The organism is Nocardioides sp., from assembly GCF_050699375.1.
In the GTDB taxonomy this organism is placed as follows: Bacteria; Actinomycetota; Actinomycetes; order Propionibacteriales; family Nocardioidaceae; genus Nocardioides.
This window is the reverse complement of the sequence record NZ_JBOHDN010000104.1, coordinates 1-23,614: the sequence shown is the minus strand read 5'-3', so window position 1 is coordinate 23,614 and position 23,614 is coordinate 1. Positions and strand designations below refer to the sequence as shown.

Here is a 23,614-nt window from a genome sequence, read left to right as displayed (position 1 = left end):
CGTTCTGGGCTCCGGCGTGACCCGAGCCTCCACACTCCGGGTTGTCACATCCGACAGGCCTCCGGGGTCCTATGGCCGTGATCTCAAAGACTCGAATCATCGGCCTCGCGTTCCTGACCCTGACAGCGTGGTACGTCGGTGTCTGGGCGACCTTCCTGCCGCAGTCCTTCTACGACTCCTTCCCGGGATTCCACCGGATCTGGGTCGGAGTCGACGGGCCGTTCAACGAACACCTCATCCGTGACGTCGGCAGCCTCTACCTCGCGCTCGCCGTCGCCGGTGTCCTGGTGCTGGTCTGGCGCACCTACCGCGAGTCGGCGCTGGTCGCGGCGGCCTGGGTGACCTTCTCGATCCCGCACTTCTGGTACCACGTGAACCACCTTCACGTGTACGACACCGTCGACAAGGTCGCCAACGTGATCGCCCTCGGCGGGACCGTCCTGATCGCCCTCGCGCTCCTCATCCCACCGCGCGGCCGGGGCGCCACGTCCACCACCGCCCGCTGACCAGAAGAACCGACGACAAGAAGAAGAGGAAGAACCATGAGGATCGCCGTAGCCGGAGCCACCGGTGCCGTCGGGTCGCACGTCGTCACCGAGCTCGAGAAAGCCGGCCACGAGGTCGTACCCCTGGCCCGCTCCACCGGCGCCGACCTGAGGACCGGGGCGGGCCTGGTCGAGCGCCTCGAGGGCGTCGACGCGCTGATCGACTGCATCAGCATCAACTCGATGAAGGCCGAGGAGTCCCGTGACTTCTTCACCGCCACGACGACCAACATGATCGAGGCCGAGCGCAAGGTCGGCGTCGCCCACCACGTCGTCCTGTCCATCGTGGGCATCGACAAGGTCCCCACCGGCTACTACCAGGGCAAGGTCGCCCAGGAGCGCGTCGTGCGTGAGGCCGGCCAGCCGTACACGATCCTGCGCGCCACCCAGTTCCACGAGTTCGCCGAGCAGATGCTCGTACGCGGCAAGGTCGGCCCCTTCCTGATGGCACCCAGGATGCTCTCGGCGCCCGTTGCCGCGGTCGAGGTCGCCCAGGCTCTGGTCGAGCTGGGCGCAGGCGAACCTCACCACGCGACCATCGAGCTGACCGGTCCCGAACAGCTCGAGATGGTCGACATGATCAGGGCCGTCGCGAAGGACCGAGGCGTGACCTCGCCGATCATCCCGGTTCCGCTCGGGCTCGGCGCCGCCGCCAAGGCCGTACGCAACGGCGACCTGGTCTCCAAGCGAGCCTGGCGGGTCGGGCAGCAGACCTTTCGGGAATGGCGGCGGGAACGCCGCTGAGGGAGTCGATCCGCCGGGTCTGACTGCCCGATCAGTCCTGCGGCGCCCGCGCGAAGACGATCGCCCCGGGAAGCTCGTCGTCAGGTCGAATGACGAGCTCCGCCTCGATCGTGAACCCGGCCTCCCGCAGCCAACGGGAGACCGTCTCGGGCCGGCGCCGATGGGAGTCGACGCTGATCGGGCGCCCGGCGTATCCCGTAGACGAATGCCGGGTTTCGTCGCCGACGTGGAACCCGACCAGCAGCGGACCGCCCGGACGCAGCACCCGCCGGAACTCCTCGAACACCCCCGGCACCGCGGGGTCAGGAATGTGGATCACCGACCAGAACGCGAGTACGCCGCCGACTGATCGGTCGGCCAGCGGGAGGTCCGTCATGCTCCCGACCTCGAACCCGAGATCAGGATGGTCGTGCCGAGCGATGGCGACCATCTCGGGGGAGAGGTCGATCCCGAACGCCTCCACCCCGAGGTCGTGGAGGTGCCGGGTGACGTACCCCGGACCGCAGCCGACATCGGCCACCGCCCCGCCGCAGTCGCGCACCGACTCGGCGAACACCGCCAGGCCCGCGCGCAGATACGGATGCATGTCCAGCAGACCGCGCACCTTCTCGGCGTAGCCGGCGGCATCGGTGTCGTACGACTCGCGGGTGTCGTTCAGCCAGTCATCGGGCATCGGGATCCCTCCCTCAGGGCAGATCCGACGAGGTGACCGGCCGGCAGTCCTGCCCGCAACCGCCGTCGGAGACGGGCTCAGAGGCGTGCGATGCCGGCCGATGCAGCACGGCACCGGTCGGCGTGACGACCACGTCGGAGCCCTCGACGCGACCGGTGCCGTCGATGATCAGCGCGAAGTCTCGCGGGGTGAGCGGGGCGTACGTCAGGGTGAGCTGTGGATTCGCGGAGAGGTTGGCCCGGGTGCCGCCGCCAGGATCCGAGATCCGCAAGGACGAGCCCTCGACGACCGGGTCCACGACCACGACCTTGATCCGCTCACCCGCGGTGGTCAGCAGGAAACCGCTGCCGAACCGCTCGAGTGCCTCAGCGAGATCGGGCAGCGCAACCGGGATGCTCATGTTCGCCACAGTAGTCCGGCCGCCGGGCAGCTCTTGGCACGTCGTGGAAACCGGATCACCGAGCCACCGGTCGAGACATCGCCACCCGGGGCCAGCGGTCGAGGCCCAGATGGGCCTCGTGGTCGCGGACCTGGCGCAGCCCATCGCCGAGGTCCTCGCCCGGGACGACCCGAAAGCCCAGTCGCTGATAGTAGGGCGCGTTCCACGGCACTTCGGCGAACGTCGTCAGGGTCAGCATGGTGAGCCGGTGATGTCGAGCCCAGCTCTCCGCCTCGTCGATGAGCGCCGCGCCCAGTCCGAGACGGGCATGCCTCGGGTCGACGGAGACCTGCTCGACGTGAGCGGCGTCGTCGACCGTGTCCGCGACCAGATAGGCGACCGGTCGATCCGCTTCCTCGGTCGCGACCCACGCCCGCCCGCCGAGGATGTAGTCCTCGAGCACCTCGGCGCTGGGCGGGTCGTCGTCGGCGATCGCGGCCATGTCGAGATGACGGAAACCCACACCCGCGGCCACCTCGATCTCACGCAGGCGGGCCACGTCGTCGGTGCGGGCCGGGCGGATCCGGTGGCGGTCACTCACGACATACGTCTCCTCGGTGGTGTGCAACCCGGGTAAGTCGGGTCAGGCACCTGAAACTAGTGCCCGCCGCAGGGCCGGTCGATCGGAATCACGATCGGGTGGGTTGCCTGCCGGGACCATCGAGCGTTATAGAGCATCGCTCTGTTACTCTCGACGCACAAGACGCGAAGCACAGAGGCACGAGCCGAAGGAGCATCAAGCATGGTCACCATCTCCAGCGACGGACCGGTGTGGACACTCGACCTCGGGAACGACGAGAACCGCTTCTCGCCGGACTGGCTCCAGGCCGTCGGGGAGGCGCTCGACCAGATCGAGGCCACGACCGAGCCGGCGGTGCTGGTCACGATCGGCGGCGGCAAGTTCTACTCGAACGGGCTCGACCTCGAGTGGCTGGGGCAGAACCTCGATCAGCACGACACGTACGTCCAGCGGGTCGAGGACCTCTTCGCACGGATCCTCACCCTGCCCGTCCCGACGGTCGCGGCGATCAACGGGCACGCGTTCGGTGCGGGCGCGATGCTGGCGATGGCTCACGACTACCGGGTGATGCGCGAGGACCGCGGCTACTTCTGCTTCCCCGAGGTCGACATCCACATCCCGTTCACCCCGGGCATGAACGCGCTGGTCACCAGCAAGCTCACTCCGCGCACAGCGCTCGACGCGATGGCGACCGGGCGGCGCTACGGCGGGGGAGACGCCGCAGCCGTCGGGCTTGTCGACGCCGCCGCCTCGTCGGAGAAGCTGGCCGAGACGGCCGCCGGTCTCGTACGTGACCTGGCCGGCAAGGACCGGGCCACGCTCGGCACCATCAAGGCCAGGATGTTCGCCGCCGTGGTCGGAGCCCTGCGGCCCGCCGCCGACGGCACCTCCGCCTGAGGCCGCCGTGGGACGTCCGCGGCAGTACGACCTGGACGAGCTCCTCGGGCACGCCCGGAGCCTCTGGATCGAGCGAGGCGTGGGCGGGCTCACGATCAGGGCTCTCAGCGCAAGGTCGGGTGCGTCCAACGGAGCGGTCTATCACGCGTTCGGGTCCCGCGACGGTCTGCTGGCGCGGGTCTGGGCGCAGGAGGCAGGCCGCTTCCTCGCCTTCCAGCGGGAGCGGGTGGAGGAGGCGATGGAGGAGGGTGACCCCATCTCCGCCCTCGTCGTGGCGGCGCTCGCGCCCGCTGCGTACGCGGGTCATGACGCCGACGGCGCCCGGCTCCTGCTCGCGGCCAATGCCGACGACCTGCTGGCCTCCGACCTCGATGACGAGGGACGTACGCACCTGGTCCGGCTCCGTGAGGAGCTCGGCGCGCTCCATCTGGAGCTTGCCTCCGCGCTGTGGGGACGGACGGACCGGGTGGCCGTCGCATCGGTACGCCACTGCGTCGTCACCCTGCCCGCCGCGCTGCTGCTCCAGTCCACGAGGGTCGCCGACCCGGTCGCGAGGCATGCCCTCGAGCACGCGGTCCGCGGCATCGCGTCGGTGACGCCGCCGACCTAGCCGGCCGGCAGAAGCGAGCTCACTATGCTGACCTGATCCAGCCTGTGGGTGGGCGATAGTGGCAGTCCGGACCCGGGTGCCACAATCGCCCACTCGTGTTGGAACAGCCGAGCGTCGCGGTGCCGCTCGGATTCGGGTAGTTGCCAAAGCCGTACGCACTGGTGCTTTGGTCTCCAAGCGAGCTTGGAGGGTCGGGCAGCAGAATTTTCGGGAATGGCGGCGGGAGCGCCGCTAGCTCTGATCTGCTTCCTTGCCTGTGGCCCCGCGGTCCAGATTGTCCTGCGCCGCCCGAATCGCATGGCCGATAGATGCAGCGGCGTAGTCCTCAGCGATCTCTGTCTCCAATGCTCGGATCTCGCGATGGGTGGCAGAGTTCGGGCAGAACATCACGGCGAGCAGACGCAGCTCGTCAGCGTTGGGGGCGCCGATGTGTTGCAGGAAAACCGCAGTTGCCTCTGATGCAAGGTTCTCTGCGAACGCATCCTTGACGCCATGGACAACTGCAGCGTGGACGGTGCGAGGCCGATTTGGCAGGAAAAGGGCCGCCTCGATGAACTCACCGACGTCCGGGTCAGCGCGTCCTGAAGTCCGGCAGCCGCCTGATGGGCCATCCAGAACAGCGTGCACAAGAGGTGAAGCTCCAGCTCCTTCGCCGCCCTGTCGTGCGCCGTGTTCCCGGCGACACCGTCGTGTGCCATCAGACTGTTCACAGCCGAGTCGACCAGTTCCTGGGTCAGGTCGCCTCTGACCAGTCCGGCCACAATCAACTTGGACGCTGCCGCCGACTGTGTATCGAGGTCACACTTTGCCAGGCGGAGCGCCGCCGAGTAACCCAAGACAGCGCTGCGATCGGCGGCTAGCGAGGTGGGCCACTTATCGGAACGAGCGACCTCGGCCAAGATTGGTTCCCGGGCGCGAGCCACCTGCGTCGGGCTGAAGTACCCGCTCGACGCGCCATGCAGAGAATGCTGGCATGAGCACTTGCATCGGGGATTCGTTGCGTTTGCGCAATGAGCGGTGTGCGCCATCATGGCCCCTTCCCTCTTTTCCAGGGTAAAGGCGTCGGTGGTCTGGCGGGCTGCTTCGCGTTGAGCCGGGACTTTGAGCCCAGTGGTCGAGCCAGCGGACCGGGTGGCCGGGTTAGTTCTCGTCGCCCGGCAACTGAGTTGGTCCCTGACGGTTCGGCCCATTACTCCCGAGTAGATGGGCCGAACCGTCAGGGACTATCCGCCTGCTGCCGAACGGTCCTGGGTGGGCGAGGCACGCCCGCCCCGTGAGATCAGGCCAGCGTGGCGGTGTCGATCACGAATCGGTAGCGCACGTCGGAGGCCAGGACCCGGGCGTACGCCTCGTTGATCTGGTCCGCGGAGATGACCTCGATCTCGGAGCCGATGCCGTGCTCGGCGCAGAAGTCGAGCATCTCCTGGGTCAGCGCGATGCCGCCGATCATCGAGCCGGCGAAGTTGCGCCGGTTGGTGATCAGCGAGAACACGTTGACGCTGAGCGGCTCCGCGGGCGCCCCGACGTTGACCATGGTGCCGTCCACGGCGAGCATGCCGAGGTAGGCGTCGAGGTCGATCTTCGCGCTGACGGTGTTCACGATCAGGTCGAACGAGCTGGCCAGCTGCTCGAACGTCGCCGGGTCGGAGGTGGCGTAGTAGTGGTCAGCGCCGAGTCGCAGCCCGTCCTCCTGCTTCTTCAGCGACTGCGAGAGCACGGTGACCTCGGCACCCATCGCGTGCGCGATCTGGACGCCCATGTGGCCCAGCCCGCCGAGGCCGACGACCGCGACCTTCTTGCCCGGGCCCGCACCCCACTTCTTCAGGGGAGCGTACGTTGTGATGCCGGCGCACAGCAGCGGCGTCGCGGCCGCCGCGTCCATGCCCTCGGGCACCTTGAGCGCGAAGTGCGCGTCGACGACGACGTGGGTCGAGTAGCCGCCCTGGCTGAACGAACCGTCGCGGTCCTTCGCGGCGTACGTCCCGACCCCGCCGCCCGGGGTCGAACAGTGCTGCTCGTCGCCGTTGCGGCAGTTGTCGCACTCGCGGCACGAGTTCACGAAGCAGCCGACACCGACGCGGTCGCCGACCTTGTGGCCGGTGACGGCCGCGCCGACCTCGGTGACGCGGCCGACGATCTCGTGGCCGGGCACGACCGGGTACGGCTGCGGGCCCCAGTCGCCGTTGACGGTGTGGATGTCGGAGTGGCAGATGCCGGCGAACTCGATCGCGATGAGGACGTCGTTCGCGCCGACCTCACGGCGCTCGATGGTGGTCTTCGCCAGCGGCTCGCCGGCGGAGGGTGCTGCGTACGCGTTGACGCGCATAGGTGTTTCTCCTGAGTCTGAGATGGGTGGTGGTTACTGGCTCTCGCGGCTGCGGATCTTGTCGGCCAGCTTGTGCGCCTGGTCGCCGATCTCCTCGGCACGCACCTGATCGCCGGCCGCGACGGCACGCCAGTAGTCGGTCTTGAGACCGACGTACGTCCGTCGCAGCTCGAGATGCTCGGCCTCCCGGGCGAGGCGCGCGGCGTGCTCGGTGAGCATGTCGATCTGCTCGCCCGCACCGTCGCTCCCGAGACGGCTGTTGGTGACGTACGTCCTCATGTCATCGATCGAGAGGCCGATCGCGGCGAGGCAGGCGACCCCGGTCAGCTGGTCCAGGTCGGTCTCGTCATAGACCCGATGTCCGCTGCTGGCGCCGCGGCCGACCGGCGAGATCAACCCGATCGTCTCGTAGTAGCGCAGCGTGCTGGCCGGGAGCCCGGTCAGCGTCGCCACCTCTCGGATCGTGTATGTCCGAGTCGTTGATGCAGTCACACCGAAGACGCTAAGAACTTCAAGTACTTGAAGTCAAAGGGATGATTTATCGATCGTTGCCGCGTCGGACCAGGCCCAGCGGAGATAGATCGAAACTTCCGCTTGACCTTGACCCAGGGTCAACCCTCGACGCTTATCGACATGAACCCGACATCAGCAATCCAGATCGCCGGACTGACCAAGTCCTACGGTGACCTGAACGTCCTCCAGGGCGTCGACCTGAGCGTCGAGAAGGGGAGCATCTTCGCCCTTCTCGGCTCCAACGGCGCCGGCAAGACCACGGCCGTGAAGATCCTGACCACGCTGCTCAAGGCAGACGGCGGTCAGGCGACGGTCAACGGCTTCGACGTCAAGGCCCAGGCCCAGGACGTACGCAGCTCCATCAGCCTCACCGGTCAGTTCGCCGCCGTCGACGAGATCCTGACCGGTCGCGAGAACCTGATCCTGATCGCCAAGCTGCTCCGCCGGAAGAACCCGGGCGCGGTCGCCGACGAGCTCCTCGCCCGGTTCTCGCTCACCGAGGCCGGCAACCGCAAGGTCGCGACGTACTCGGGTGGCATGCGCCGCCGGATCGACATCGCGATGAGCCTGATCGGCAACCCGCCGGTGATCTTCCTCGACGAGCCGACCACCGGTCTCGACCCGGAGGCCCGGATCGAGGTCTGGCAGGCGGTCAAGGACCTCGCCGACAACGGCACGACCGTCCTGCTCACCACGCAGTACCTCGAGGAGGCCGAGCAGCTCGCCGACCGGATCGCGATCCTCCACGAGGGCCGCATCATCGCCAACGGAACCCTCGCCGAGCTCAAGGCGATGTTCCCGCCCGCGAAGCAGGAGTACGTCGAGAAGCAGCCGTCCCTCGAGGAGATCTTCCTCGCCATCACCAGCAAGTCCAACGGCAGGTCCGCCAGCTCGAACAACGTGAAGGAGTCACGATGACCACCCGATTCTTCGGCGACACCGCCGTCCTGCTCGGCCGCTCCCTGCGACACATCGGCCGCAGCCCCGACACCATCGTCACCACCGCGATCACGCCGGTCGCCATGATGCTCATGTTCGTGTACGTCTTCGGCGGCGCGATCGACACCGGCTCCCACGAGAGCTACGTCAGCTATCAGCTACCCGGCATCTTGTTGATCACGATCGCCTCCGGCATCGCCTACACCGCCTACCGCCTGTTCCAGGACAAGAACGGGGGCATGTTCGACCGGTTCCAGTCGATGCCGATCGCCCGGTCCGCGGTGCTGTGGGGCCACGTGCTGACCTCGGTCGTCGCCAACATGATCTCGCTGGTCGTGGTGGTGCTCGTCGCCCTGCTGATGGGCTTCCGCACCGGCGCGAGCGTGCTCGACTGGCTCGCCGTCATCGGCATCCTGGCCCTGTTCACCCTCGCGCTGACCTGGCTCGCGGTGGTTCCGGGACTGACGGCCGGCACGGTCGAGGGAGCCAGCGCGTTCTCCTACCCGCTGATCTTCCTGCCCTTCCTCAGCTCGGCGTTCGTACCGACCGACACCATGCCCGGCCCGGTACGAGCCTTCGCGGAGCACCAGCCGGTCACCTCGATCGTCGACTCGATCCGGGCGATCTTCGCTGGTCAGGACCTGGGCAACGAGCTGTGGATCGCACTGGCCTGGTGCGTCGGCCTGCTGGTCGTCGCGTACGTCCTGGCCAACGGCGCCTACCGCCGCAAGTTCGCCTGACAGATCCAGAAGCATCAACACAGCTCGGTCATCAAAATTCAATAACGGAGACAGCCAAGCGGTTCGTTGCCAGGATTCGGCAATGCTCACGATCAGCCAGTTGGCGACCTCAGCCGGTGTCACCGTCCGGGCCGTACGCCACTACCACGCCAAAGGGTTGCTGGTGGAGCCCGATCGTGACCACTCGGGTTACCGACGCTACGACGCCGCCGCTGTCGTGGACCTGATCAAGATCCGCATCCTCGCCGACGCCGGCGTCCCGCTCTCCCGTGTCAAGGAGATGCTGGGCGCCGGCGACGACGACTTCAAGAAGGCGGTCGCCGAGATCGACAAGCGCCTCCGCCTCGAGATCCGCGAGCGCCAGGGCCACCGCGAGCGGATCGCCCGGCTCGTCCATGGTGACGGGCTCGCTCTCCCGCCGGAGGCGGTCGCCTATCTGGAACGGATGCGGGAGCTCGGCATCCCGGAGCGGATGATCGAAGGCGAACGCGACGCCTGGATCCTCGTCGCCGCCCAGCAGCCGCAGAGCATGGAGGCCTTCATCCGCAGCAAGGTCGGCCAGCTCGAGGACCCGTCGATCGTGGAGACCTATCGCGAGCTCGAGGCCATGCTCGACTGGCAGCCCGGCGACCCCCGTCTGGAAGGGATCGCCGACCAGATCGTCGCCCAGCTCGATGCGCTCTCCCCCGCGGACTGGGCCGCCTACGTCGACGCCGACCAGGCCATGCCCCCCGAGCTCGTCGCCCTGCTCGACTCGATGTTCGTCGAGCAGGTCCCCGTCGCCCACGACCTCATGCGCCTGATCGAGAGGCGCGGCTACACCGGCTGGACCAAGCTGGAGCGCATCTCGGAGAAGGCCTCGAGCTGACCCAGCCTCAGAAGACGTACTTCGCGGGCTCGCCGTGCGTCAGTGCGTTCTCGTCCCAGGTCTCGGTGATGTTCACAGCCCGGGTGGGGGTTGTCTCTGACATGACTCCTCCGTCACTTTCGTCGAGGACCTGACCAGGGAGCACATGCGCCAGGCTCCCATCTCGTGGCGAGGCTGTGGACCATCTACAGCTGATCTGCGCGCCATCGACTCGGGCTGCAGCCGTACCTGCCGCGGAACCATCGGGTGAAGTTGCTCGGGGCGGAGAAGGACAAGAGCTCGGAGATCTCCGTCAGCGTGTAGTGCCCACCGGCGAGCATGCGCTCGGCGAGCGCTGCGCGGGTCTCGTCAAGGACCGAGGAGAACGTCAGGTCGTACGCCGCGAGCCGGCGATGGATGGTTCGACGGTTCACGCCGAGGCTGCGAGCGACCTGTTCGATCGAGCAGCGTCCGGTCGGCAGCAGGACCTCGATCAGCTCGCGCACCCGGTCGGGGACGGTGCCCGATCGGGACGGCTCGACCGACTCCAGGAGGTGGTAGGCGTACTGGTGGAGGCCGGGGTCGGCCATCCGGTTGGGTGCGGCGAGCTCGGCGGCGGAGAACACCAGCCCGTGGAACTCGTGGTCGAAGGTGACCGTCGTGCCGAACACCCGTCGGTGAGCGGTGGTGTCGGCCGGCGGGTGGTGGGCGAAGCAGACCGCGATGGGGCGCCAGTCCGCCCCCAGGAACCCACGCAGCAGGCGGTGCACCACGGCGACGGCCAGCTCGATCGCCTGGCGCGACTCGGCCGGCTCGCCGAGGTCGAGCTCGACCCGGATCGTCGCAGTGCCCCCGGACTCGGTGAGGCGGGTGCGCAGCGACTCGTTGTACATGTGTTCGTAGCGGCTCAGGATGCGCAGCATGCTGCGTACGTCCGGCTCTTCTCGGACCACCAGGCTCACGGGGCCGAGGTTGGAGAACCGTCGTCGCTCCGCCAGCTGCAGCCCGAAGTCCTCGTGGCCCGACTCCCGCGCCGAACGCTCGAGGAGAGCTGCGACGGCGACCGCGGGCACCCACCGATCCGGCATTCCGAGGCCCGCCGGGTCGAGGCCGCAACGACGCAGCAGGTCGCCCGGATCGAGACCGAGCGACCGGCTGAGGTCGCCGTACCCGTTGAGTGCCGCGTAGCGGGCGAGTGGCTTCACGTGTCCCCTTTGGTGTCCCTGAATGACAAGCAATCTGTCCCGTCAGGATAAGCGAAGACGGGCCACGGTCCCTAGTGTTGCGTACGTCACATTGTCAGTCGGAGGAGGTCAGAAGTGGCACACGCCGTACGGATCGAGAAGCCCGGAGGGCCCGAGGTCATGCGTTGGATGCCTGTCGAGGTGGGCGCCCCGGGACCCGGCGAGGTCAGGGTCCGCCACGCCGCGGTCGGGCTCAACTTCGCCGACACCTACTTCCGCACCGGGCTCTACCCGGCCCCGCTCCCGAACGGGCTCGGTGTCGAGGGCGCGGGGGTCGTCGAGGCCGTGGGCCCGGGGGTTGCCGAGTTCGCTCCGGGGGACCGGGTGACCTACACCGGCAGCCCGCTGGGTGCGTACAGCACCGAGCGGGTGATGCCGACCGACTCGTTGATCAGGCTTCCCGACGGCATCGAGTTCGAGACCGCCGCGGCGATGACCATGCGTGGGCTGACGACCGCCTACCTGCTGCGCCGCATCCACCCGCTCGAGGCCGGTGACACCGTGCTGCTGCACGCCGCGGCCGGTGGGGTTGGCCTGATCTTCTGCCAGTGGGCCGCCCTGCTGGGGATCCGGGTGATCGGCACGGTCTCGACGCCTGAGAAGGCAGAGGTGGCCCGGGCTCACGGCTGCGCCGAGGTCATCCTCTATCGCGAGCAGGATGTGGCCGCCGAGGTACGCCGCCTCACCGACGGCGCCGGTGTGCCAGTGGTCTACGACAGCATCGGGGCGACCACCTTCGAGACCTCTCTGGACTCGCTGGCCCGCCGGGGCCTGCTGGTCTGCTTCGGCACGTCCTCGGGCCCGATCCCTCCGATCAACGCGATGGACCTGGCCATCAAGGGGTCCGTGTTCGTCACCCGGCCGGCGCTGGCCGACTACATCGCCGACCCGGCCGAGCGCGCCGAGCTGGCCGGCGAGCTCTTCGACCACGTCGGATCCGGCCGGATCCGCGTCGAGATCAACCAGCGCTACGACCTGGCCGACTGCGCGCAGGCCCACCGTGACCTGGAGGCCGGCCGCACCGTCGGCTCCTCGGTCTTCAAGGTCTGAGGCCACCGCCCGACATCCGCCCGGGCCGAACAACGACGAGGCACCCGGCCTCGCCGGCGGTCGCCCCTACCCACAGACCGATCCACAGACAGAACGATCCACAGACAGACCGACCACAGACAGACCGACCACAGACAGGAGAGACAGCCATGAACACAACCACGTACGCCGGTCCCGACCGTCTCGCGACGGCTGCCGAGCCGGGGGCGAGCTTCGAGGTCGAGCCGCTGACCTGCAGCATCGGCGCGGAGCTGTCGGGAGTCGACCTCGCTGAGGTCGCCCGTGACGAGGCGCTCTTCGCGGAGCTGAAGGCGCTGCTGCTGCGCCACAAGGTCGTCTTCTTCCGCGACCAGGACATCTCCCGCGCCGAGCACGTCGCGCTGGCCGAGCGGTTCGGGCAGCTCGAGGATCACCCGGTCGTCGGCTCCGACCCCGAGCACCCCGGCCTGGTCCGGATCTACAAGGACCTCGACAGCCCGCCCGAGCGATTCGAGAACGCCTACCACTGCGACGCGACCTGGCGGGTGAACCCGCCGATGGGCAGTGTCCTGCGATGCGTCGAGGGACCCGAGGCGGGCGGGGACACGATGTGGGTCAACATGGCGCTCGCCTACGAGCAGCTGCCCGACGAGGTCAAGGCGAAGATCGCCGGTCTCCGGGCGCGACACAGCATCGAGGCGACCTTCGGCGCCCGGATGCCGCTCGAGGAACGGCTCGCGCTCAAGGATCGGTTCCCCGACGCGGAGCATCCCGTGGTGCGTACGCATCCGGAGACCGGCGAGAAGGTCCTGTTCGTCAACAGCTTCACCACTCACCTGACCAACTTCCACACCGCCGAGAACGTACGCACCGGCATCGACTACGCGCCGGGCGCCGGTGAGCTGCTCCGCTACCTCACGAGCCGGGCGAGCATCCCCGAGTACCAGGTGCGCTGGCGCTGGACCCGGAACAGCTTCGCGATCTGGGACAACCGCTCCACCCAGCACTACGCCGTCCAGGACTACTGGCCGGCGGTTCGAAGGATGGAGCGCGCCGGGATCGTCGGCGACCGCCCCTTCTGAAACCCAAGCCCCGAGCCACAACGAAACCACCCCGGAAAGAGAGAACGATCATGCACTTTCACGACGACGCCCTGTTCCCCGAAGCTCAGGACAAGCTGGTCATCACCGCCGCCCCGTACGGCCCCGAGTGGGAGCCGGACGACTTCCGCGAGGACCTGCCGCTGACCATGGAGGAGCACATCCAGCAAGCGGTGGACTGCTTCGAGGCCGGTGCCACCGTCCTCCACATCCACGTCCGCGAGCTCGACGGCAAGGGCTCCAAGCGACTCTCCAAGTTCAACGAGCTCCTCGCCGGGCTGCGCGAGGCCGTCCCGGACATGATCCTGCAGATCGGTGGTTCGATCTCGTTCGCGCCGGAGGGCGAGGGTGCGGATGCCAAGTGGCTCTCCGACGACACCCGGCACATGCTCGCCGAGCTCGACCCGAAGCCCGACCAGGTCACCATCGCGATCAACACCAGCCAGATGAACATCATGGAGCTGATGACGGCCGACGACATCGCCGGCACCTCGATGGAGCGCCCCGAGCTCGCCGAGGCGTACCGCGAGATGACCGTGCCGGCCGGCCCGGCCTGGGTCGAGGAGCACCTGCGACGCCTGCAGGCCAACGGCATCCAGCCGCACTTCCAGCTCTCCAGCATCCCCCAGCTGGAGACCGTCGAGCGGCTGATCCGCCGCGGCGTCTACACCGGCCCGCTCAACCTGACCTGGGTCGGCATCGGCGGCGGCTTCGACGGCCCCAACCCGTACAACATCATGAACTTCATCCAGCGGGTCCCCGACGGCGCCTGCCTGACCCTGGAGACCCTGATGCGCAGCGTCCTCCCGGTCAACGCGATGGCCATCGCGATGGGCCTGCACACCCGATGCGGCAACGAGGACACGATCTGGGGCCGCAAGGGGGAGAAGTACACCTCGGTCCAGCAGATCAAGCAGCTGGTCCGGATCGCCGCCGAGCTCGGGCGAGAGGTGGCCGACGCCAAGGACGCCCACGACCTCTACCGGATCGGCCAGACGTACGCCGACGCTGATGAGACTCTGGCGAAGCTCGGCTACGCACCGAACCGCCTTCCCGGCCAGGTCGGCTTCACCCACCACGCCTAGGGACATGTCATGACGACGCATAATGCTGTTGTGACCGCGTCGGTCCAGGTGCCGGGCCCGTCCCGGCGAAGCGCCTACCCCTGGATCGTGTTCGCCCTCGCCTTCGGGCTGCTGCTCTCGGACTACATGTCCCGCCAGGTCCTCAGCGCCGTGTTCCCCGTGCTCAAGACCGAGTGGGCTCTCTCCGACTCCCACCTGGCGTCGCTGAGCAGTGTCGTCGCGCTGATGGTCGGGCTGCTCACGCTGCCGCTGTCCATCGTGGCGGACCGCTGGGGACGGGTCCGGAGCCTCGTGCTCATGGCCGTGCTGTGGAGCATCGCCACGCTGCTCTGCGCGCTGGCCGCCAACTACGAGCAGATGCTCGCTGCGCGGTTCCTCGTCGGCGTGGGTGAGGCCGCGTACGGGAGCGTCGGCATCGCGCTGGTGCTCAGTGTCTTCGCGCCGCGGCTGCATGCGACGCTGAGCGGCGCCTTCATGGCCGGCGGCTCGTTCGGGTCCGTCGTCGGGGTCGTTCTGGGCGGCGTCATCGCCACCCAGCTCGGCTGGCGCTGGTCCTTCCTGGCCATGGGCGTCTTCGGTCTGCTCCTGGTCGCGGTCTTCCGGCTCGTGGTGAGCGAGCGGAGGCTGGCCGCACACAGGGCCGAGAAGGACATCGAGGAGACCGAGCCTGGGATGTCCTCACGCCGGCTGCGGGCACCGCTGTCGAGCCTCTACACCAATCCCGCGGTGTTGTGCGCCTACGTCGGTGGTGGCCTGCAGATGTTCACCGCCGCGGTGATGCTTGCCTGGATGCCCAGCTTCTTCAACCGTTACCACGGTATGGCCACCGATCGGGCCGCGATGGCCGCCGCAGGCTTCGTCCTGCTGATCGGCAGCGGCATGGTCGTCTGCGGGATGATCACCGATCGGGTGGGACGCGGCGACGTCACTCGCAAGTGGCTCGCCGCGGTCGCCTTCTGCACCATCTCGCTGGTCTGTCTCCCGGTCGGCTTCCACCTGGACAACGGGACCTGGGCGTCAGTCCTCATCGGGCTGGGCGCGTTCTTCGCGGCCGGCTCCTCCGGTCCGACCGCCGCCATGGTCGCGAGTCTCACCCACGCCTCCGTGCGCGCCACCGCGATGGGCACCCTGACCCTCTCCAACAACCTGCTCGGTCTGGCCCTCGGTCCGTTCGTGGTGGGGGTCCTGGCGGACCAGGTCGGCCTGCTGACCGCCCTGCAGTTCGCTCCAGTCATGTACCTGCCTGCCATGGCGGTGCTCCTGCTCGGCCGCCGCCTGCACCCTGCCGGCGTACGACGGCTGCAGACAGTGACCGCGGCGACCGCTTCCTGACCGCCCCACCCGTAAGGAGAAACTCATGACCTCCGCCGACTCCCCGACGATCGTGATCGTCCCCGGGCTCCGCGATCACGTCGCCGAACACTGGCAGACGCTGTACGCAGACCGGCTCGACACGGCGCGGATCGTGCCACCCCTCGAGCACGACGTGCTCAGCCTCGCAGCGCGTGTGGCCGCCCTCGACGAGGTGCTCCACGCGATCGACGGCCCGGTCGTCCTCGTGGCGCACAGCGCCGGTTGCCTGATCACGGTGCACTGGGCGCAGACGGGTACGCGGCCCGTCCGCGCCGCGCTGCTGGCGGCGCCACCCGACTTCGAGGTGCCGCTGCCCGACGGCTATCCCGCGCAGGCCGAGCTCCACGCCAACGGCTGGGCCCCGGTACCGCGGCGCCGGCTGCCCTTCCCGACAACCGTCGCGGCGAGCCGGAACGACCCGCTGGCCCGCTTCAGGAGGGTCGCCGGCATGGCTGAGACCTGGGGTTCGCGCCTCGTGGACCTGGGCGAGGTCGGCCACCTCAACCCTGCCTCGGGTTACGGTGCGTGGCCCGGGGTGGACGACCTCGTCGCGGACCTGCTCCATCGGTCCGCGCCGAGGGACCGAAGTGAGCTGATTCGGTCGTGACCGGCCCCGACGACCGATCCGAGGACGTGCCGTCGCCGGACGGCGTGGTCTCGGCGATGCGCGCCGCCGGGCAGTGGAACGGCCTGTGGGACGGGCTCGCCGAGCTCGACCCCGAGTGGACCGAGAAGTACCTGGGACTGGCCACCCAGTCCTGGCGTAACGGTGTTCTCTCCCCGAAGGTCGTCGAACTGCTCTGCATCGCGGTCGACGCCGCCTGCACGCACATGTACGCCCCCGGCGTACGTCGCCATATCCGGGCCGCGCTGGAGCTGGGGGTCACCGGCGAGGAGATCCTCGAGGTGCTCAAGCTCGCCACCGTGGTCGGCATCCACTCGTGCAACGTCGGGGTGCCGATCCTCGTCGAGGAGCTCGCCTCGCACCGGGATGGCAGCGCAGTCGAGGAACCCCCGCAGACAAGCGCCTGAACGGCCCGCGGCCCCCGGCCGGGCTCAGACGCCGGCGATCCCGAGGAGGTCGCGCACGGGTCCGGCGGGGGGCCGCGCCCCGCCGACCCAGACCGCCCGGAACTCTCGCGACAGGTCCAGATCAGCCACCGGAACGATGACGAGGGTGCCCAGGTCGACGTCGGCCTGGGTCGCCCGGCTCGACACGAACGCAGGGGACCCGCCGGCACGTACGGCGGCCAGGATCGCGGTGTTCGTCGCGAACTCCACCTCGGGATCGGCCAGGCGCTCGCCCACGGCTGCCAGCGCGGACTCCACGACCGCCCGGGTGCCGGACCCCTGCTCGCGAGATGTCAGCGGACGGGTCGCGAGCTCGCGCGGGCCGATCCCCGCGCGGCGGCGGGCCCAGCGGTCATCGGGGGCCGCGACCAGCACGAGCTCGTCGACCCCGACCCGCGCCGTCGAGAGCCCGGCGGTGTCGACCGGGCCCTCGACGAAGCCCAGGTCCGCCTCCCCGTGGCGTACCGCGCCGACGACCTCTTCGGAGTTGGCGGCGCGGAGACTCACCGCAACCCGCCGCTGCTGCCGCAGGCGGACGAGCCAGCGCGGCAGCAGGTACTCCGCGGTCGTCATCGAGGCCTGTACGTGCAGCTCGTCGGAGCGGCCGCGGCGAAGCGTCTGCAGGGCGTTCTCGATCTCGTCGGCGCGTTCGAGCAGGTCACCGCTCCACTCGACCAGCAGTGTCCCTGCCTGGGTCAGCGTCGATCCGCGGTGAGCCCGCTGTACGAGCACAAGGCCGACCTGGGTCTCCATCGCCCGCAGCCGTTCCGAGGCCGACTGCTGCGACATCCCCGCGGCGCGCCCCGCGGCTCCGATGCTGCCCAGCCGGGCGACGTCGACGAGCAGGCGGAGTGACGGAATGTCGGGCAGCATGGTCACAGGGTATCCCTGTGAACCCACAGTCACGTGGGTGCTACCGGCGTCTGCCAGTGGTGGCGAGCATGGAGGTATGAGGCTCCCCTATGGTCCGAACTGGTACGCCGCCACGATGGGCACCGGCATCGTCGCCGTCGTCCTGCCCGGACTTCCCTTCGATATCCCGGGAGCGATGCCGCTCGCGTTGGCGTTCTGGCTGGCAGCAGGCCTTCTCCTGGTGGCCACGGCGACGGTGATGCTGCTCAGCATCTGGCAGGAGCGCTCGCTGCTGCGTCGCCAGTACGACGACCCGGTGATGTCCCACTTCTACGGAGCCCCGGCCATGGCGCTCATGACCGTCGGCGCCGGCACGGTCGGGGTCGGCCACGAGGTCCTCGGTGCCACGGCGGCGATCGGGCTGGGTGCGGTGCTGTGGACCGTGGGCACGCTTCTCGGCCTCTGGACCGCGATCGCCGTGCCGTACCGGGCGATCACCTGTCACGAGGTCGCCGACGACAGCGCCACCGGCGGCTGGTTGATGCCGGTCGTGCCCCCGATGGTCTCGGCCACGACCGGTGCTGGGCTCGTGCCTCACCTGCCTGCCGGCCAGGCCCGCGAGACCCTGCTGATCGTCTGCTACGCCTTCTTCGGTCTGACCGTCATCGCCGGACTTCTCGTGCTCAACCAGCTCTGGCAGCGGCTCGTACGCCACGGTGCCCTCGCCCCGGCGGCATTGCCCACCGTGTGGATCGTGCTGGGCTTCCTGGGGCAGTCGACCACAGCGGTCCAACACCTCGGCGAGATCGCCCCATCCGTGGTGCCCGTCTACGGGCACGCGCTCAGCATGCTCGCGGTGTGCTACGGCGTGCCGGTGTGGGGCTTCACGGTGCTGTGGACCGTCCTGGCGCTCGCGCTGACGGTGCGTCAGGTCCGTGCCGGGATGCCGGTGGCACCGACCTGGTGGTCGTTCACGTTCCCGATCGGGACCGTTGCCACGGGCAACAGCGCCCTCGCCGCCGCGACGGGCCTGGGGGTCTTCGAGGTCGGGTCCGGGATCGCCGCGATCGGGTTGTTGGCAGGTTGGGTCGCCGCTGCGTACGGAACCGTCCGCTTGTTCACGATGCCGGTTCGCCCCACGCGACGGCCAGCTCTACAGCCCGTCTCCAACGGGTGAGCTCGGCGTCGCGCACCGCTGCCGACATGGCGGGCCGCCACTCGGCGGCGCGCCGCCAGTGCCGCCGCAGGACCTGACGGTCCGGCCAGTAGCCGGCCCCGAGCCCGGCCGCATAGGCGGCTCCGCGGGAGACGGTCTCGGCCACCATCGGGCGTACGACGGGGATGTCGAGGAAGTCGGCGATGGTCTGCATGAGCAGGTTGTCAGCGGTCATGCCACCGTCGACCGCGAGCTGTCGCAACGGCACGTCGGCATCGGCGTTCATCGCGTCGATGACCTCCCGGGTCTGCCACGCGGTCGCCTCGAGGACGGCGCGACACAGGTGCGCCTTGGTGACGTACGACGTCAGCCCGACGATCACGCCACGGGCCTCGGGCTCCCAGTGCGGTGCGTACAGACCGGTGAACGCCGGGACGACATAGCAACCACCGTTGTCGGCGACCGTGAGCGCCTGGGTCTCGATCTCCGCGGCCGACCGGATCAGCCCGAGGCTGTCGCGGAACCACTGCACGAGTGCACCGGCGACGGCGATCGACCCCTCCAGGGCGTACGCCGCGGGCTCGTCCTGCATCTTGTGCGCGACCGTCGTGATCAACCCGTGCTGTGACCGCACGGGCGTGGAACCGGTGTTGAGGAGCAGGAATCCGCCGGTTCCGAAGGTGCACTTCGCGTCGCCGCGGTCGAACCCCGCCTGCCCGAACAACGACGCCTGTTGGTCGCCGATCACCGCCGTCAACGGGATCCCGGCGATGGGAGCGACGGTCGTCCCGAACGACCCGACCGTCGCCCGGATCTCCGGCAGCATCGCCCGCGGCACCCGCATCGCCTCCAACAGCTCTGGATCCCAGTCGAGCGTGGTGAGATCCATCAGCATCGTGCGGCTGGCGTTGGTCACGTCGGTGACGTGCAGCCCGCCTGAGACCCCGCCGGTGAGGTTCCAGACCAACCAGGAGTCGACCGTGCCGAACAGCAGGTCCCCGCGCTCCGCCCGTGCCCGCAGCGACGGGTCCTGCTCGAGCAGCCAGCGCACCTTCGGCCCGGAGAAGTACGTCACCAGCGGCAGCCCGCACCGATCCTGGATCTCCGTCTCGGGCATCTCCGCGGCGATATCGGCGAGCACGGAGGACGAGCGGGTGTCCTGCCACACGATCGCGTTGTGCACCGGCCGGCCGGTGTGCCGGTCCCAGACCACGGTCGTCTCGCGCTGGTTGGTGATCCCGAGCCCGACCACCTGATCGGGCGACGCACCGGCGTCCGCGAGCGCCTCCGGCACGAGCCGGCACACGATGTCCCAGATCTCGAGGGGGTCGTGCTCGACCCAGCCTGCCCGTGGATAGTGCTGATGGTGCTCGCGCTGGGCCAGCGAGACCATCCGGCCCTCGCGGTCGAAGAGCATGCACCGCGTCGACGTCGTGCCCTGGTCCAGCGCCGCGACGTACTGACGCCCGCTCATGCCGCCTGACGCCCTCTCATGCGACCGCGGCCCGGCCATGACCGAGCGCCCGTGAGATCGACCGGGCGACACCTGTCACCTGCTCGACCAGATCGGCACGGGGGTTGCCCCGGGGGTCGCACAGCCGTCGCACCGGCCCGGCGATCCCCACGGACGCGACGACGTACCCGCCCCGGTCACGCACCGGCGCCGCGATCCCGGCCAGATCCGGGAGCACCTCCTCCACGGCGGCGGCCCACCCGGTGTCCCGGGCGTCCGCGAGCGCCCGCAGCAGCTGCGAGCGGTCGGTGATGGTCCGGAACGTCAGTCGGTCCAGCTGCCGCCCGACGACGCTGCGGGCGGCGCCGGGGTCGAACGCGACCAGCACCTTCCCGAGTGCCGTGGCGTGCAGTGGCAGCGAGGTCCCGGTGCCGGCCAGCTGGGCACCGGGTCCCGAGCCGAGGACGTGATGCGCGATCACCGCGCTCCCCTCGCGGTAGGCGGCGATCCGAGCCTCCTCGCCCGTACGCGCCGCCAGCGTGTCCACCCAGTTGAGCGTCACCGACCGCAGCTCGTTGAGGTCGAGGGTGACGGAGCCGAGATGAAGCAGGCTCCGTCCCACCAGATAGCGGCCGGTGACCGGGTCGTGGTCCACGAAACCGGCCACCACCAACGTACGCAGCAACCCGTGTGCCGTCGGCTTGGCCAGTCCCACCGCACTCGCGAGCCGCCCGAGCGCCATCGGCTCGCTCTCGGCGGAGAGCACGCGCAGCAGCGCGGCAGCCCGCTCGACGGATTGCACGGTCCGAGACATCGGTAAAAGCGTAGGGGGCCCGCCATAGGCGTACGTCACTTTCGATCAATCCCGGGAAGCGGCCGTTCCGCCATGCTGAACGGCGCCCGTTGTGACGCACATCACCCGTCCCTACGGTGCTGAGGTCCGCCAGACCCCACACGGCAGGAGCAGCGCATGTTGAAACGTCGAACGCTCATCGGAGAGCTCAGTGCGGAGTTCGCCGGGACGGCGATCCTGATCCTGTTCGGAGTCGGAGTGGTCGCGCAGGTCGTGACCGGCGACGGCGGCCTCGGAGACCACGACTCGATCGCCTGGGGCTGGGGGATCGGGGTGATGCTCGGCATCTACACCGCCGGGAGGATCAGCGGCGCCCACCTCAACCCGGCCGTCAGCCTCGCGATGGCGGTGTTCAGCGACTTCGAGTGGCGCAAGGTGCTGCCCTACAGCGTCGCCCAGATCCTCGGAGCCTTCGTCGCGGCCCTCATCGTCCGCTTCGCCTACGGCGACGCGATCACCAGCGTCGACCCCGGCCACACGCACGCCACCCAGGGCATCTTCTCGACGCTCCCGGGCAACGGCGACGCCGGGCTCGGCATCAGCCTCACCACCGCCTTCGCCGACCAGGTGATCGGCACCGCGATCCTGCTGTTCCTGATCATGGCGATCACCGACGCGAAGAACTCCGCCCCGCTCGCCTGGTTCTCCCCGGTCGCGATCGCCTTCGTCATCGTCGGCATCGGCATGGCCTGGGGCACCAACGCCGGCTACGCCATCAACCCCGCCCGTGACTTCGGACCGCGCCTGGCCTCCTTCGTCACCGGCTACGACGGAGCGTGGGTGACCGCCGCCGGAGACCTCTACTTCTGGATCCCGATCCTCGGCCCGCTGGTCGGCGGGCTCATCGGCGCCGGAGCGTACAAGGTGTTGATCTCGCGTTTCCTGCCCGCGGAGGAGGAGGCTGAGGAGGTCGGCACCCTCCCGCAGGAAGCCGACGAGGAGAGCCTGGAGCCCGAGCGCAGGACCGCCTGACCGAGAAGACCGACCGGAACCCCCACAGACCCAGAGACACGAAGAGACACGAAGAGACACAGAGAGGACCGACGACATGCCCGACTACGTAGCAGCCGTCGACCAAGGCACCACCAGCACCCGCTGCATGATCTTCGACCACGGCGGCAACGAGGTGGCCCGCCACCAGCTCGAGCACGAGCAGATCATGCCGAAGGCGGGCTGGGTCGAGCACAACCCGGTAGAGATCTGGGAGCGCACCAGCGCGGTGATCCAGACCGCGCTCGGCCGCAAGGGCCTGACCGAGAAGGACATCGCCGCGCTCGGCATCACCAACCAGCGCGAGACCACGGTCGTGTGGAACAAGAAGACCGGACGCCCCTACTACAACGCGATCGTCTGGCAGGACACCCGCACCGACCGGATCGCCTCCGCCCTGGACAAGGACGGACGAGGCGACATCATCCGGCAGAAGGCCGGTCTCCCGCCCGCCACCTACTTCGCCGGCGGAAAGATCCAATGGATCCTGGAGAACGTCGACGGCGTCCGCGAGGCGGCGGAGGCAGGAGACGCCATCTTCGGCACCACCGACAGCTGGGTCGTGTGGAATCTGACCGGCGGCCCCAACGGCGGCGTGCACATCACCGACGTCACCAACGCCAGCCGCACCATGCTGATGAACCTCGAGACCCTCGACTGGGACGACGAGCTGCTCGGCTTCTTCGACATCCCGCGCCAGATGCTCCCCGAGATCCGGCCGTCCTCCGAGCCCAAGGCCTACGGCACGACGCTCAAGAACGGCCCGATCGGTGGCGAGGTCCCGATCACCGGCATCCTCGGCGACCAGCAGGCCGCCATGGTCGGCCAGGTCTGCCTGGAGGCCGGCGAGGCCAAGAACACCTACGGCACCGGCAACTTCCTCCTCCTCAACACCGGCCAGGAGCTCGTACGCTCCAAGAACGGCCTCCTCACCACCGTCTGCTACCAGTTCGGCGACGAGCCCCCGACGTACGCCCTGGAGGGCTCGATCGCCGTCACCGGTTCCGCGGTGCAGTGGCTGCGCGACCAGCTCCGGGTGATCAGCAACGCCGCCCAGTCCGAGACCCTGGCCAAGGAGGTCGAGGACAACGGTGGGGTCTACTTCGTCCCGGCCTTCTCCGGTCTCTTCGCCCCCTACTGGCGCTCGGACGCCCGCGGCGTGATCGTCGGCCTGTCCCGGTTCAACACCAGCGGCCACATCGCCCGCGCGACCCTGGAGTCGATCTGCTACCAGAGCCGCGACGTCGCCGACGCGATGGAGAAGGACTCCGGCGTACGCCTCGAGGTCCTCAAGGTTGACGGCGGCGTCACCGTCAACGAGCTGTGCATGCAGATCCAGGCCGACGTCCTGGGCGTCGAGGTCAGCCGACCGGTGGTAGCCGAGACCACCGCCCTCGGTGCCGCCTATGCGGCCGGTCTGGCGGTCGGTTTCTGGAAGAACACCGACGAGCTCCGGCAGAACTGGAACGAGTCGAAGCGCTGGTCGCCGGCGTGGAGCGAGGAGCAGCGCGAGACCGGCTACGCCGGCTGGCGCAAGGCCGTCGAGCGCACCCTCGACTGGGTCGACGTCGACTGAGCCTCCGCCGAGTCGGCTCATCCTGACCAAAACCAGCGCCGAGTCGGCTCGTCATGACG

General features: G+C 68.9%; 26 protein-coding genes. 16 read left to right on the top strand and 10 right to left on the bottom strand.

All coding sequences use genetic code 11. The annotated features are described in order from the left end of the window. Nucleotides 1-77 precede the first annotated feature (77 nt). Nucleotides 78-506 (top strand): hypothetical protein, encoded by a 429-nt coding sequence (locus ACRDPS_RS07495; RefSeq protein WP_431501000.1) that lies wholly within the window; start codon nucleotides 78-80, stop codon nucleotides 504-506. Between the two features lie 36 nt (nucleotides 507-542). Further along, a complete protein-coding gene (locus tag ACRDPS_RS07490; RefSeq protein WP_431500999.1) occupies nucleotides 543-1,289 on the top strand; it encodes an SDR family oxidoreductase in 747 nt (248 codons plus the stop codon). Nucleotides 1,290-1,320: 31 nt separating this feature from the next. On the opposite strand, the gene ACRDPS_RS07485 is transcribed toward ACRDPS_RS07490, so the two are convergent. Genes ACRDPS_RS07485 through ACRDPS_RS07475 form a run of 3 tightly spaced genes read right to left on the bottom strand, consistent with a single transcriptional unit; the run spans nucleotide 1,321 to nucleotide 2,942 of the window. Next, the gene (locus ACRDPS_RS07485; protein ID WP_431500998.1) at nucleotides 1,321-1,962 is read right to left on the bottom strand and encodes a class I SAM-dependent methyltransferase; all 642 of its coding nucleotides are present in this window, start codon (nucleotides 1,960-1,962) and stop codon (nucleotides 1,321-1,323) included. Between the two features lie 13 nt (nucleotides 1,963-1,975). Further along, nucleotides 1,976-2,362, bottom strand: a complete 387-nt coding sequence (locus ACRDPS_RS07480) for a pyridoxamine 5'-phosphate oxidase (protein WP_431500997.1) — start codon at nucleotides 2,360-2,362, stop codon at nucleotides 1,976-1,978. Nucleotides 2,363-2,417: 55 nt separating this feature from the next. Then, nucleotides 2,418-2,942 (bottom strand): GNAT family N-acetyltransferase, encoded by a 525-nt coding sequence (locus ACRDPS_RS07475; RefSeq protein WP_431500996.1) that lies wholly within the window; start codon nucleotides 2,940-2,942, stop codon nucleotides 2,418-2,420. Between the two features lie 201 nt (nucleotides 2,943-3,143). Here ACRDPS_RS07475 and ACRDPS_RS07470 point away from each other — a divergent pair, with 201 nt between their 5' ends. Both ACRDPS_RS07470 and ACRDPS_RS07465 read left to right on the top strand, forming a co-directional pair. After that, a complete protein-coding gene (locus tag ACRDPS_RS07470; protein ID WP_431500995.1) occupies nucleotides 3,144-3,818 on the top strand; it encodes an enoyl-CoA hydratase/isomerase family protein in 675 nt (224 codons plus the stop codon). Between the two features lie 7 nt (nucleotides 3,819-3,825). After that, on the top strand, nucleotides 3,826-4,428 hold the full coding sequence (locus ACRDPS_RS07465; RefSeq protein ID WP_431500994.1) for a TetR/AcrR family transcriptional regulator: 603 nt from the start codon (nucleotides 3,826-3,828) through the stop codon (nucleotides 4,426-4,428). A gap of 231 nt (nucleotides 4,429-4,659) precedes the next feature. Here the strand turns inward: ACRDPS_RS07465 and ACRDPS_RS07460 are convergent, their stop codons facing one another. The 3 genes from ACRDPS_RS07460 to ACRDPS_RS07450 form a co-directional block, all read right to left on the bottom strand. Further along, nucleotides 4,660-5,055: a hypothetical protein gene (locus tag ACRDPS_RS07460; RefSeq protein ID WP_431500993.1), complete on the bottom strand. Its 396-nt coding sequence runs from the start codon at nucleotides 5,053-5,055 to the stop codon at nucleotides 4,660-4,662. Nucleotides 5,056-5,707: 652 nt separating this feature from the next. Continuing rightward, entirely contained in the window at nucleotides 5,708-6,754 is a 1,047-nt protein-coding gene (locus tag ACRDPS_RS07455) for an NAD(P)-dependent alcohol dehydrogenase (protein WP_431500992.1), read from the bottom strand. Between the two features lie 33 nt (nucleotides 6,755-6,787). Then, entirely contained in the window at nucleotides 6,788-7,246 is a 459-nt protein-coding gene (locus tag ACRDPS_RS07450) for a MerR family transcriptional regulator (protein WP_431500991.1), read from the bottom strand. Between the two features lie 141 nt (nucleotides 7,247-7,387). On the opposite strand from ACRDPS_RS07450, the gene ACRDPS_RS07445 reads away from it, so the two are divergent. The 3 genes from ACRDPS_RS07445 to ACRDPS_RS07435 all read left to right on the top strand — a co-directional run bounded on the left by ACRDPS_RS07445 (nucleotide 7,388) and on the right by ACRDPS_RS07435 (nucleotide 9,814). Beyond that, nucleotides 7,388-8,185 (top strand): ABC transporter ATP-binding protein, encoded by a 798-nt coding sequence (locus ACRDPS_RS07445; protein ID WP_431500990.1) that lies wholly within the window; start codon nucleotides 7,388-7,390, stop codon nucleotides 8,183-8,185. Continuing rightward, nucleotides 8,182-8,946: an ABC transporter permease gene (locus ACRDPS_RS07440; protein WP_431500989.1), complete on the top strand. Its 765-nt coding sequence runs from the start codon at nucleotides 8,182-8,184 to the stop codon at nucleotides 8,944-8,946. Before ACRDPS_RS07445 ends, ACRDPS_RS07440 begins: the two co-directional genes overlap by 4 nt. A gap of 82 nt (nucleotides 8,947-9,028) precedes the next feature. After that, a complete protein-coding gene (locus ACRDPS_RS07435) occupies nucleotides 9,029-9,814 on the top strand; it encodes a MerR family transcriptional regulator (protein ID WP_431500988.1) in 786 nt (261 codons plus the stop codon). A 185-nt stretch (nucleotides 9,815-9,999) separates the two neighbouring features. Here the strand turns inward: ACRDPS_RS07435 and ACRDPS_RS07430 are convergent, their stop codons facing one another. Then, complete coding sequence (locus tag ACRDPS_RS07430; protein WP_431500987.1) at nucleotides 10,000-10,998, bottom strand: AraC family transcriptional regulator; 999 nt, start codon at nucleotides 10,996-10,998, stop codon at nucleotides 10,000-10,002. Between the two features lie 114 nt (nucleotides 10,999-11,112). Here ACRDPS_RS07430 and ACRDPS_RS07425 point away from each other — a divergent pair, with 114 nt between their 5' ends. The 6 genes from ACRDPS_RS07425 (at nucleotide 11,113) to ACRDPS_RS07400 (ending at nucleotide 16,636) form a co-directional block, all read left to right on the top strand. Beyond that, nucleotides 11,113-12,087, top strand: a complete 975-nt coding sequence (locus tag ACRDPS_RS07425) for a quinone oxidoreductase family protein (RefSeq protein WP_431500986.1) — start codon at nucleotides 11,113-11,115, stop codon at nucleotides 12,085-12,087. Between the two features lie 149 nt (nucleotides 12,088-12,236). Continuing rightward, entirely contained in the window at nucleotides 12,237-13,148 is a 912-nt protein-coding gene (locus ACRDPS_RS07420) for a TauD/TfdA dioxygenase family protein (RefSeq protein WP_431500985.1), read from the top strand. A 50-nt stretch (nucleotides 13,149-13,198) separates the two neighbouring features. After that, nucleotides 13,199-14,251, top strand: coding sequence for a 3-keto-5-aminohexanoate cleavage protein (locus ACRDPS_RS07415; protein WP_431500984.1), 1,053 nt, complete (start codon nucleotides 13,199-13,201; stop codon nucleotides 14,249-14,251). A gap of 9 nt (nucleotides 14,252-14,260) precedes the next feature. Further along, a complete protein-coding gene (locus ACRDPS_RS07410) occupies nucleotides 14,261-15,583 on the top strand; it encodes an MFS transporter (protein ID WP_431500983.1) in 1,323 nt (440 codons plus the stop codon). Nucleotides 15,584-15,608: 25 nt separating this feature from the next. Continuing rightward, nucleotides 15,609-16,211: an RBBP9/YdeN family alpha/beta hydrolase gene (locus ACRDPS_RS07405; protein WP_431500982.1), complete on the top strand. Its 603-nt coding sequence runs from the start codon at nucleotides 15,609-15,611 to the stop codon at nucleotides 16,209-16,211. Continuing rightward, a complete protein-coding gene (locus ACRDPS_RS07400; RefSeq protein WP_431500981.1) occupies nucleotides 16,208-16,636 on the top strand; it encodes a carboxymuconolactone decarboxylase family protein in 429 nt (142 codons plus the stop codon). Before ACRDPS_RS07405 ends, ACRDPS_RS07400 begins: the two co-directional genes overlap by 4 nt. 24 nt (nucleotides 16,637-16,660) lie before the next feature. Here ACRDPS_RS07400 and ACRDPS_RS07395 read toward each other — a convergent pair whose 3' ends face one another. Then, nucleotides 16,661-17,548, bottom strand: coding sequence for a LysR family transcriptional regulator (locus tag ACRDPS_RS07395; protein WP_431500980.1), 888 nt, complete (start codon nucleotides 17,546-17,548; stop codon nucleotides 16,661-16,663). A gap of 76 nt (nucleotides 17,549-17,624) precedes the next feature. Here ACRDPS_RS07395 and ACRDPS_RS07390 point away from each other — a divergent pair, with 76 nt between their 5' ends. After that, complete coding sequence (locus tag ACRDPS_RS07390) at nucleotides 17,625-18,704, top strand: TDT family transporter (RefSeq protein ID WP_431500979.1); 1,080 nt, start codon at nucleotides 17,625-17,627, stop codon at nucleotides 18,702-18,704. On the opposite strand, the gene glpK (ACRDPS_RS07385) is transcribed toward ACRDPS_RS07390, so the two are convergent. Next, complete coding sequence (gene glpK / locus ACRDPS_RS07385) at nucleotides 18,646-20,157, bottom strand: glycerol kinase GlpK (protein WP_431500978.1); 1,512 nt, start codon at nucleotides 20,155-20,157, stop codon at nucleotides 18,646-18,648. The two genes, ACRDPS_RS07390 and glpK (ACRDPS_RS07385), sit on opposite strands and share 59 nt — an antisense overlap. A 16-nt stretch (nucleotides 20,158-20,173) precedes the next feature. After that, complete coding sequence (locus ACRDPS_RS07380) at nucleotides 20,174-20,950, bottom strand: IclR family transcriptional regulator (protein WP_431500977.1); 777 nt, start codon at nucleotides 20,948-20,950, stop codon at nucleotides 20,174-20,176. 156 nt (nucleotides 20,951-21,106) lie between these two features. Between ACRDPS_RS07380 and ACRDPS_RS07375 the strand changes: the two genes are divergently transcribed. After that, nucleotides 21,107-21,961 (top strand): MIP/aquaporin family protein, encoded by an 855-nt coding sequence (locus tag ACRDPS_RS07375; RefSeq protein ID WP_431500976.1) that lies wholly within the window; start codon nucleotides 21,107-21,109, stop codon nucleotides 21,959-21,961. A gap of 76 nt (nucleotides 21,962-22,037) precedes the next feature. Next, nucleotides 22,038-23,555 (top strand): glycerol kinase GlpK, encoded by a 1,518-nt coding sequence (gene glpK, locus ACRDPS_RS07370; protein WP_431500975.1) that lies wholly within the window; start codon nucleotides 22,038-22,040, stop codon nucleotides 23,553-23,555. Nucleotides 23,556-23,614: the final 59 nt, after the last annotated feature.

Bases quoted from the DNA above. Each gene is read 5' to 3' on its own strand.
- ACRDPS_RS07490 (WP_431500999.1), top strand. From the start codon at position 543: ATGAGGATCGCCGTAGCCGGAGCCACCGGTGCCGTCGGGTCGCACGTC.
- ACRDPS_RS07485 (WP_431500998.1), bottom strand. From the start codon at position 1,962: ATGCCCGATGACTGGCTGAACGACACCCGCGAGTCGTACGACACCGAT.
- ACRDPS_RS07480 (WP_431500997.1), bottom strand. From the start codon at position 2,362: ATGAGCATCCCGGTTGCGCTGCCCGATCTCGCTGAGGCACTCGAGCGG.
- ACRDPS_RS07470 (WP_431500995.1), top strand. From the start codon at position 3,144: ATGGTCACCATCTCCAGCGACGGACCGGTGTGGACACTCGACCTCGGG.
- ACRDPS_RS07455 (WP_431500992.1), bottom strand. From the start codon at position 6,754: ATGCGCGTCAACGCGTACGCAGCACCCTCCGCCGGCGAGCCGCTGGCG.
- ACRDPS_RS07445 (WP_431500990.1), top strand. From the start codon at position 7,388: ATGAACCCGACATCAGCAATCCAGATCGCCGGACTGACCAAGTCCTAC.
- ACRDPS_RS07440 (WP_431500989.1), top strand. From the start codon at position 8,182: ATGACCACCCGATTCTTCGGCGACACCGCCGTCCTGCTCGGCCGCTCC.
- ACRDPS_RS07435 (WP_431500988.1), top strand. From the start codon at position 9,029: ATGCTCACGATCAGCCAGTTGGCGACCTCAGCCGGTGTCACCGTCCGG.
- ACRDPS_RS07420 (WP_431500985.1), top strand. From the start codon at position 12,237: ATGAACACAACCACGTACGCCGGTCCCGACCGTCTCGCGACGGCTGCC.
- ACRDPS_RS07415 (WP_431500984.1), top strand. From the start codon at position 13,199: ATGCACTTTCACGACGACGCCCTGTTCCCCGAAGCTCAGGACAAGCTG.
- ACRDPS_RS07410 (WP_431500983.1), top strand. From the start codon at position 14,261: ATGACGACGCATAATGCTGTTGTGACCGCGTCGGTCCAGGTGCCGGGC.
- ACRDPS_RS07405 (WP_431500982.1), top strand. From the start codon at position 15,609: ATGACCTCCGCCGACTCCCCGACGATCGTGATCGTCCCCGGGCTCCGC.
- ACRDPS_RS07395 (WP_431500980.1), bottom strand. From the start codon at position 17,548: ATGCTGCCCGACATTCCGTCACTCCGCCTGCTCGTCGACGTCGCCCGG.
- ACRDPS_RS07390 (WP_431500979.1), top strand. From the start codon at position 17,625: ATGAGGCTCCCCTATGGTCCGAACTGGTACGCCGCCACGATGGGCACC.
- glpK (WP_431500978.1), bottom strand. From the start codon at position 20,157: ATGAGCGGGCGTCAGTACGTCGCGGCGCTGGACCAGGGCACGACGTCG.
- ACRDPS_RS07380 (WP_431500977.1), bottom strand. From the start codon at position 20,950: ATGTCTCGGACCGTGCAATCCGTCGAGCGGGCTGCCGCGCTGCTGCGC.
- ACRDPS_RS07375 (WP_431500976.1), top strand. From the start codon at position 21,107: ATGTTGAAACGTCGAACGCTCATCGGAGAGCTCAGTGCGGAGTTCGCC.
- glpK (WP_431500975.1), top strand. From the start codon at position 22,038: ATGCCCGACTACGTAGCAGCCGTCGACCAAGGCACCACCAGCACCCGC.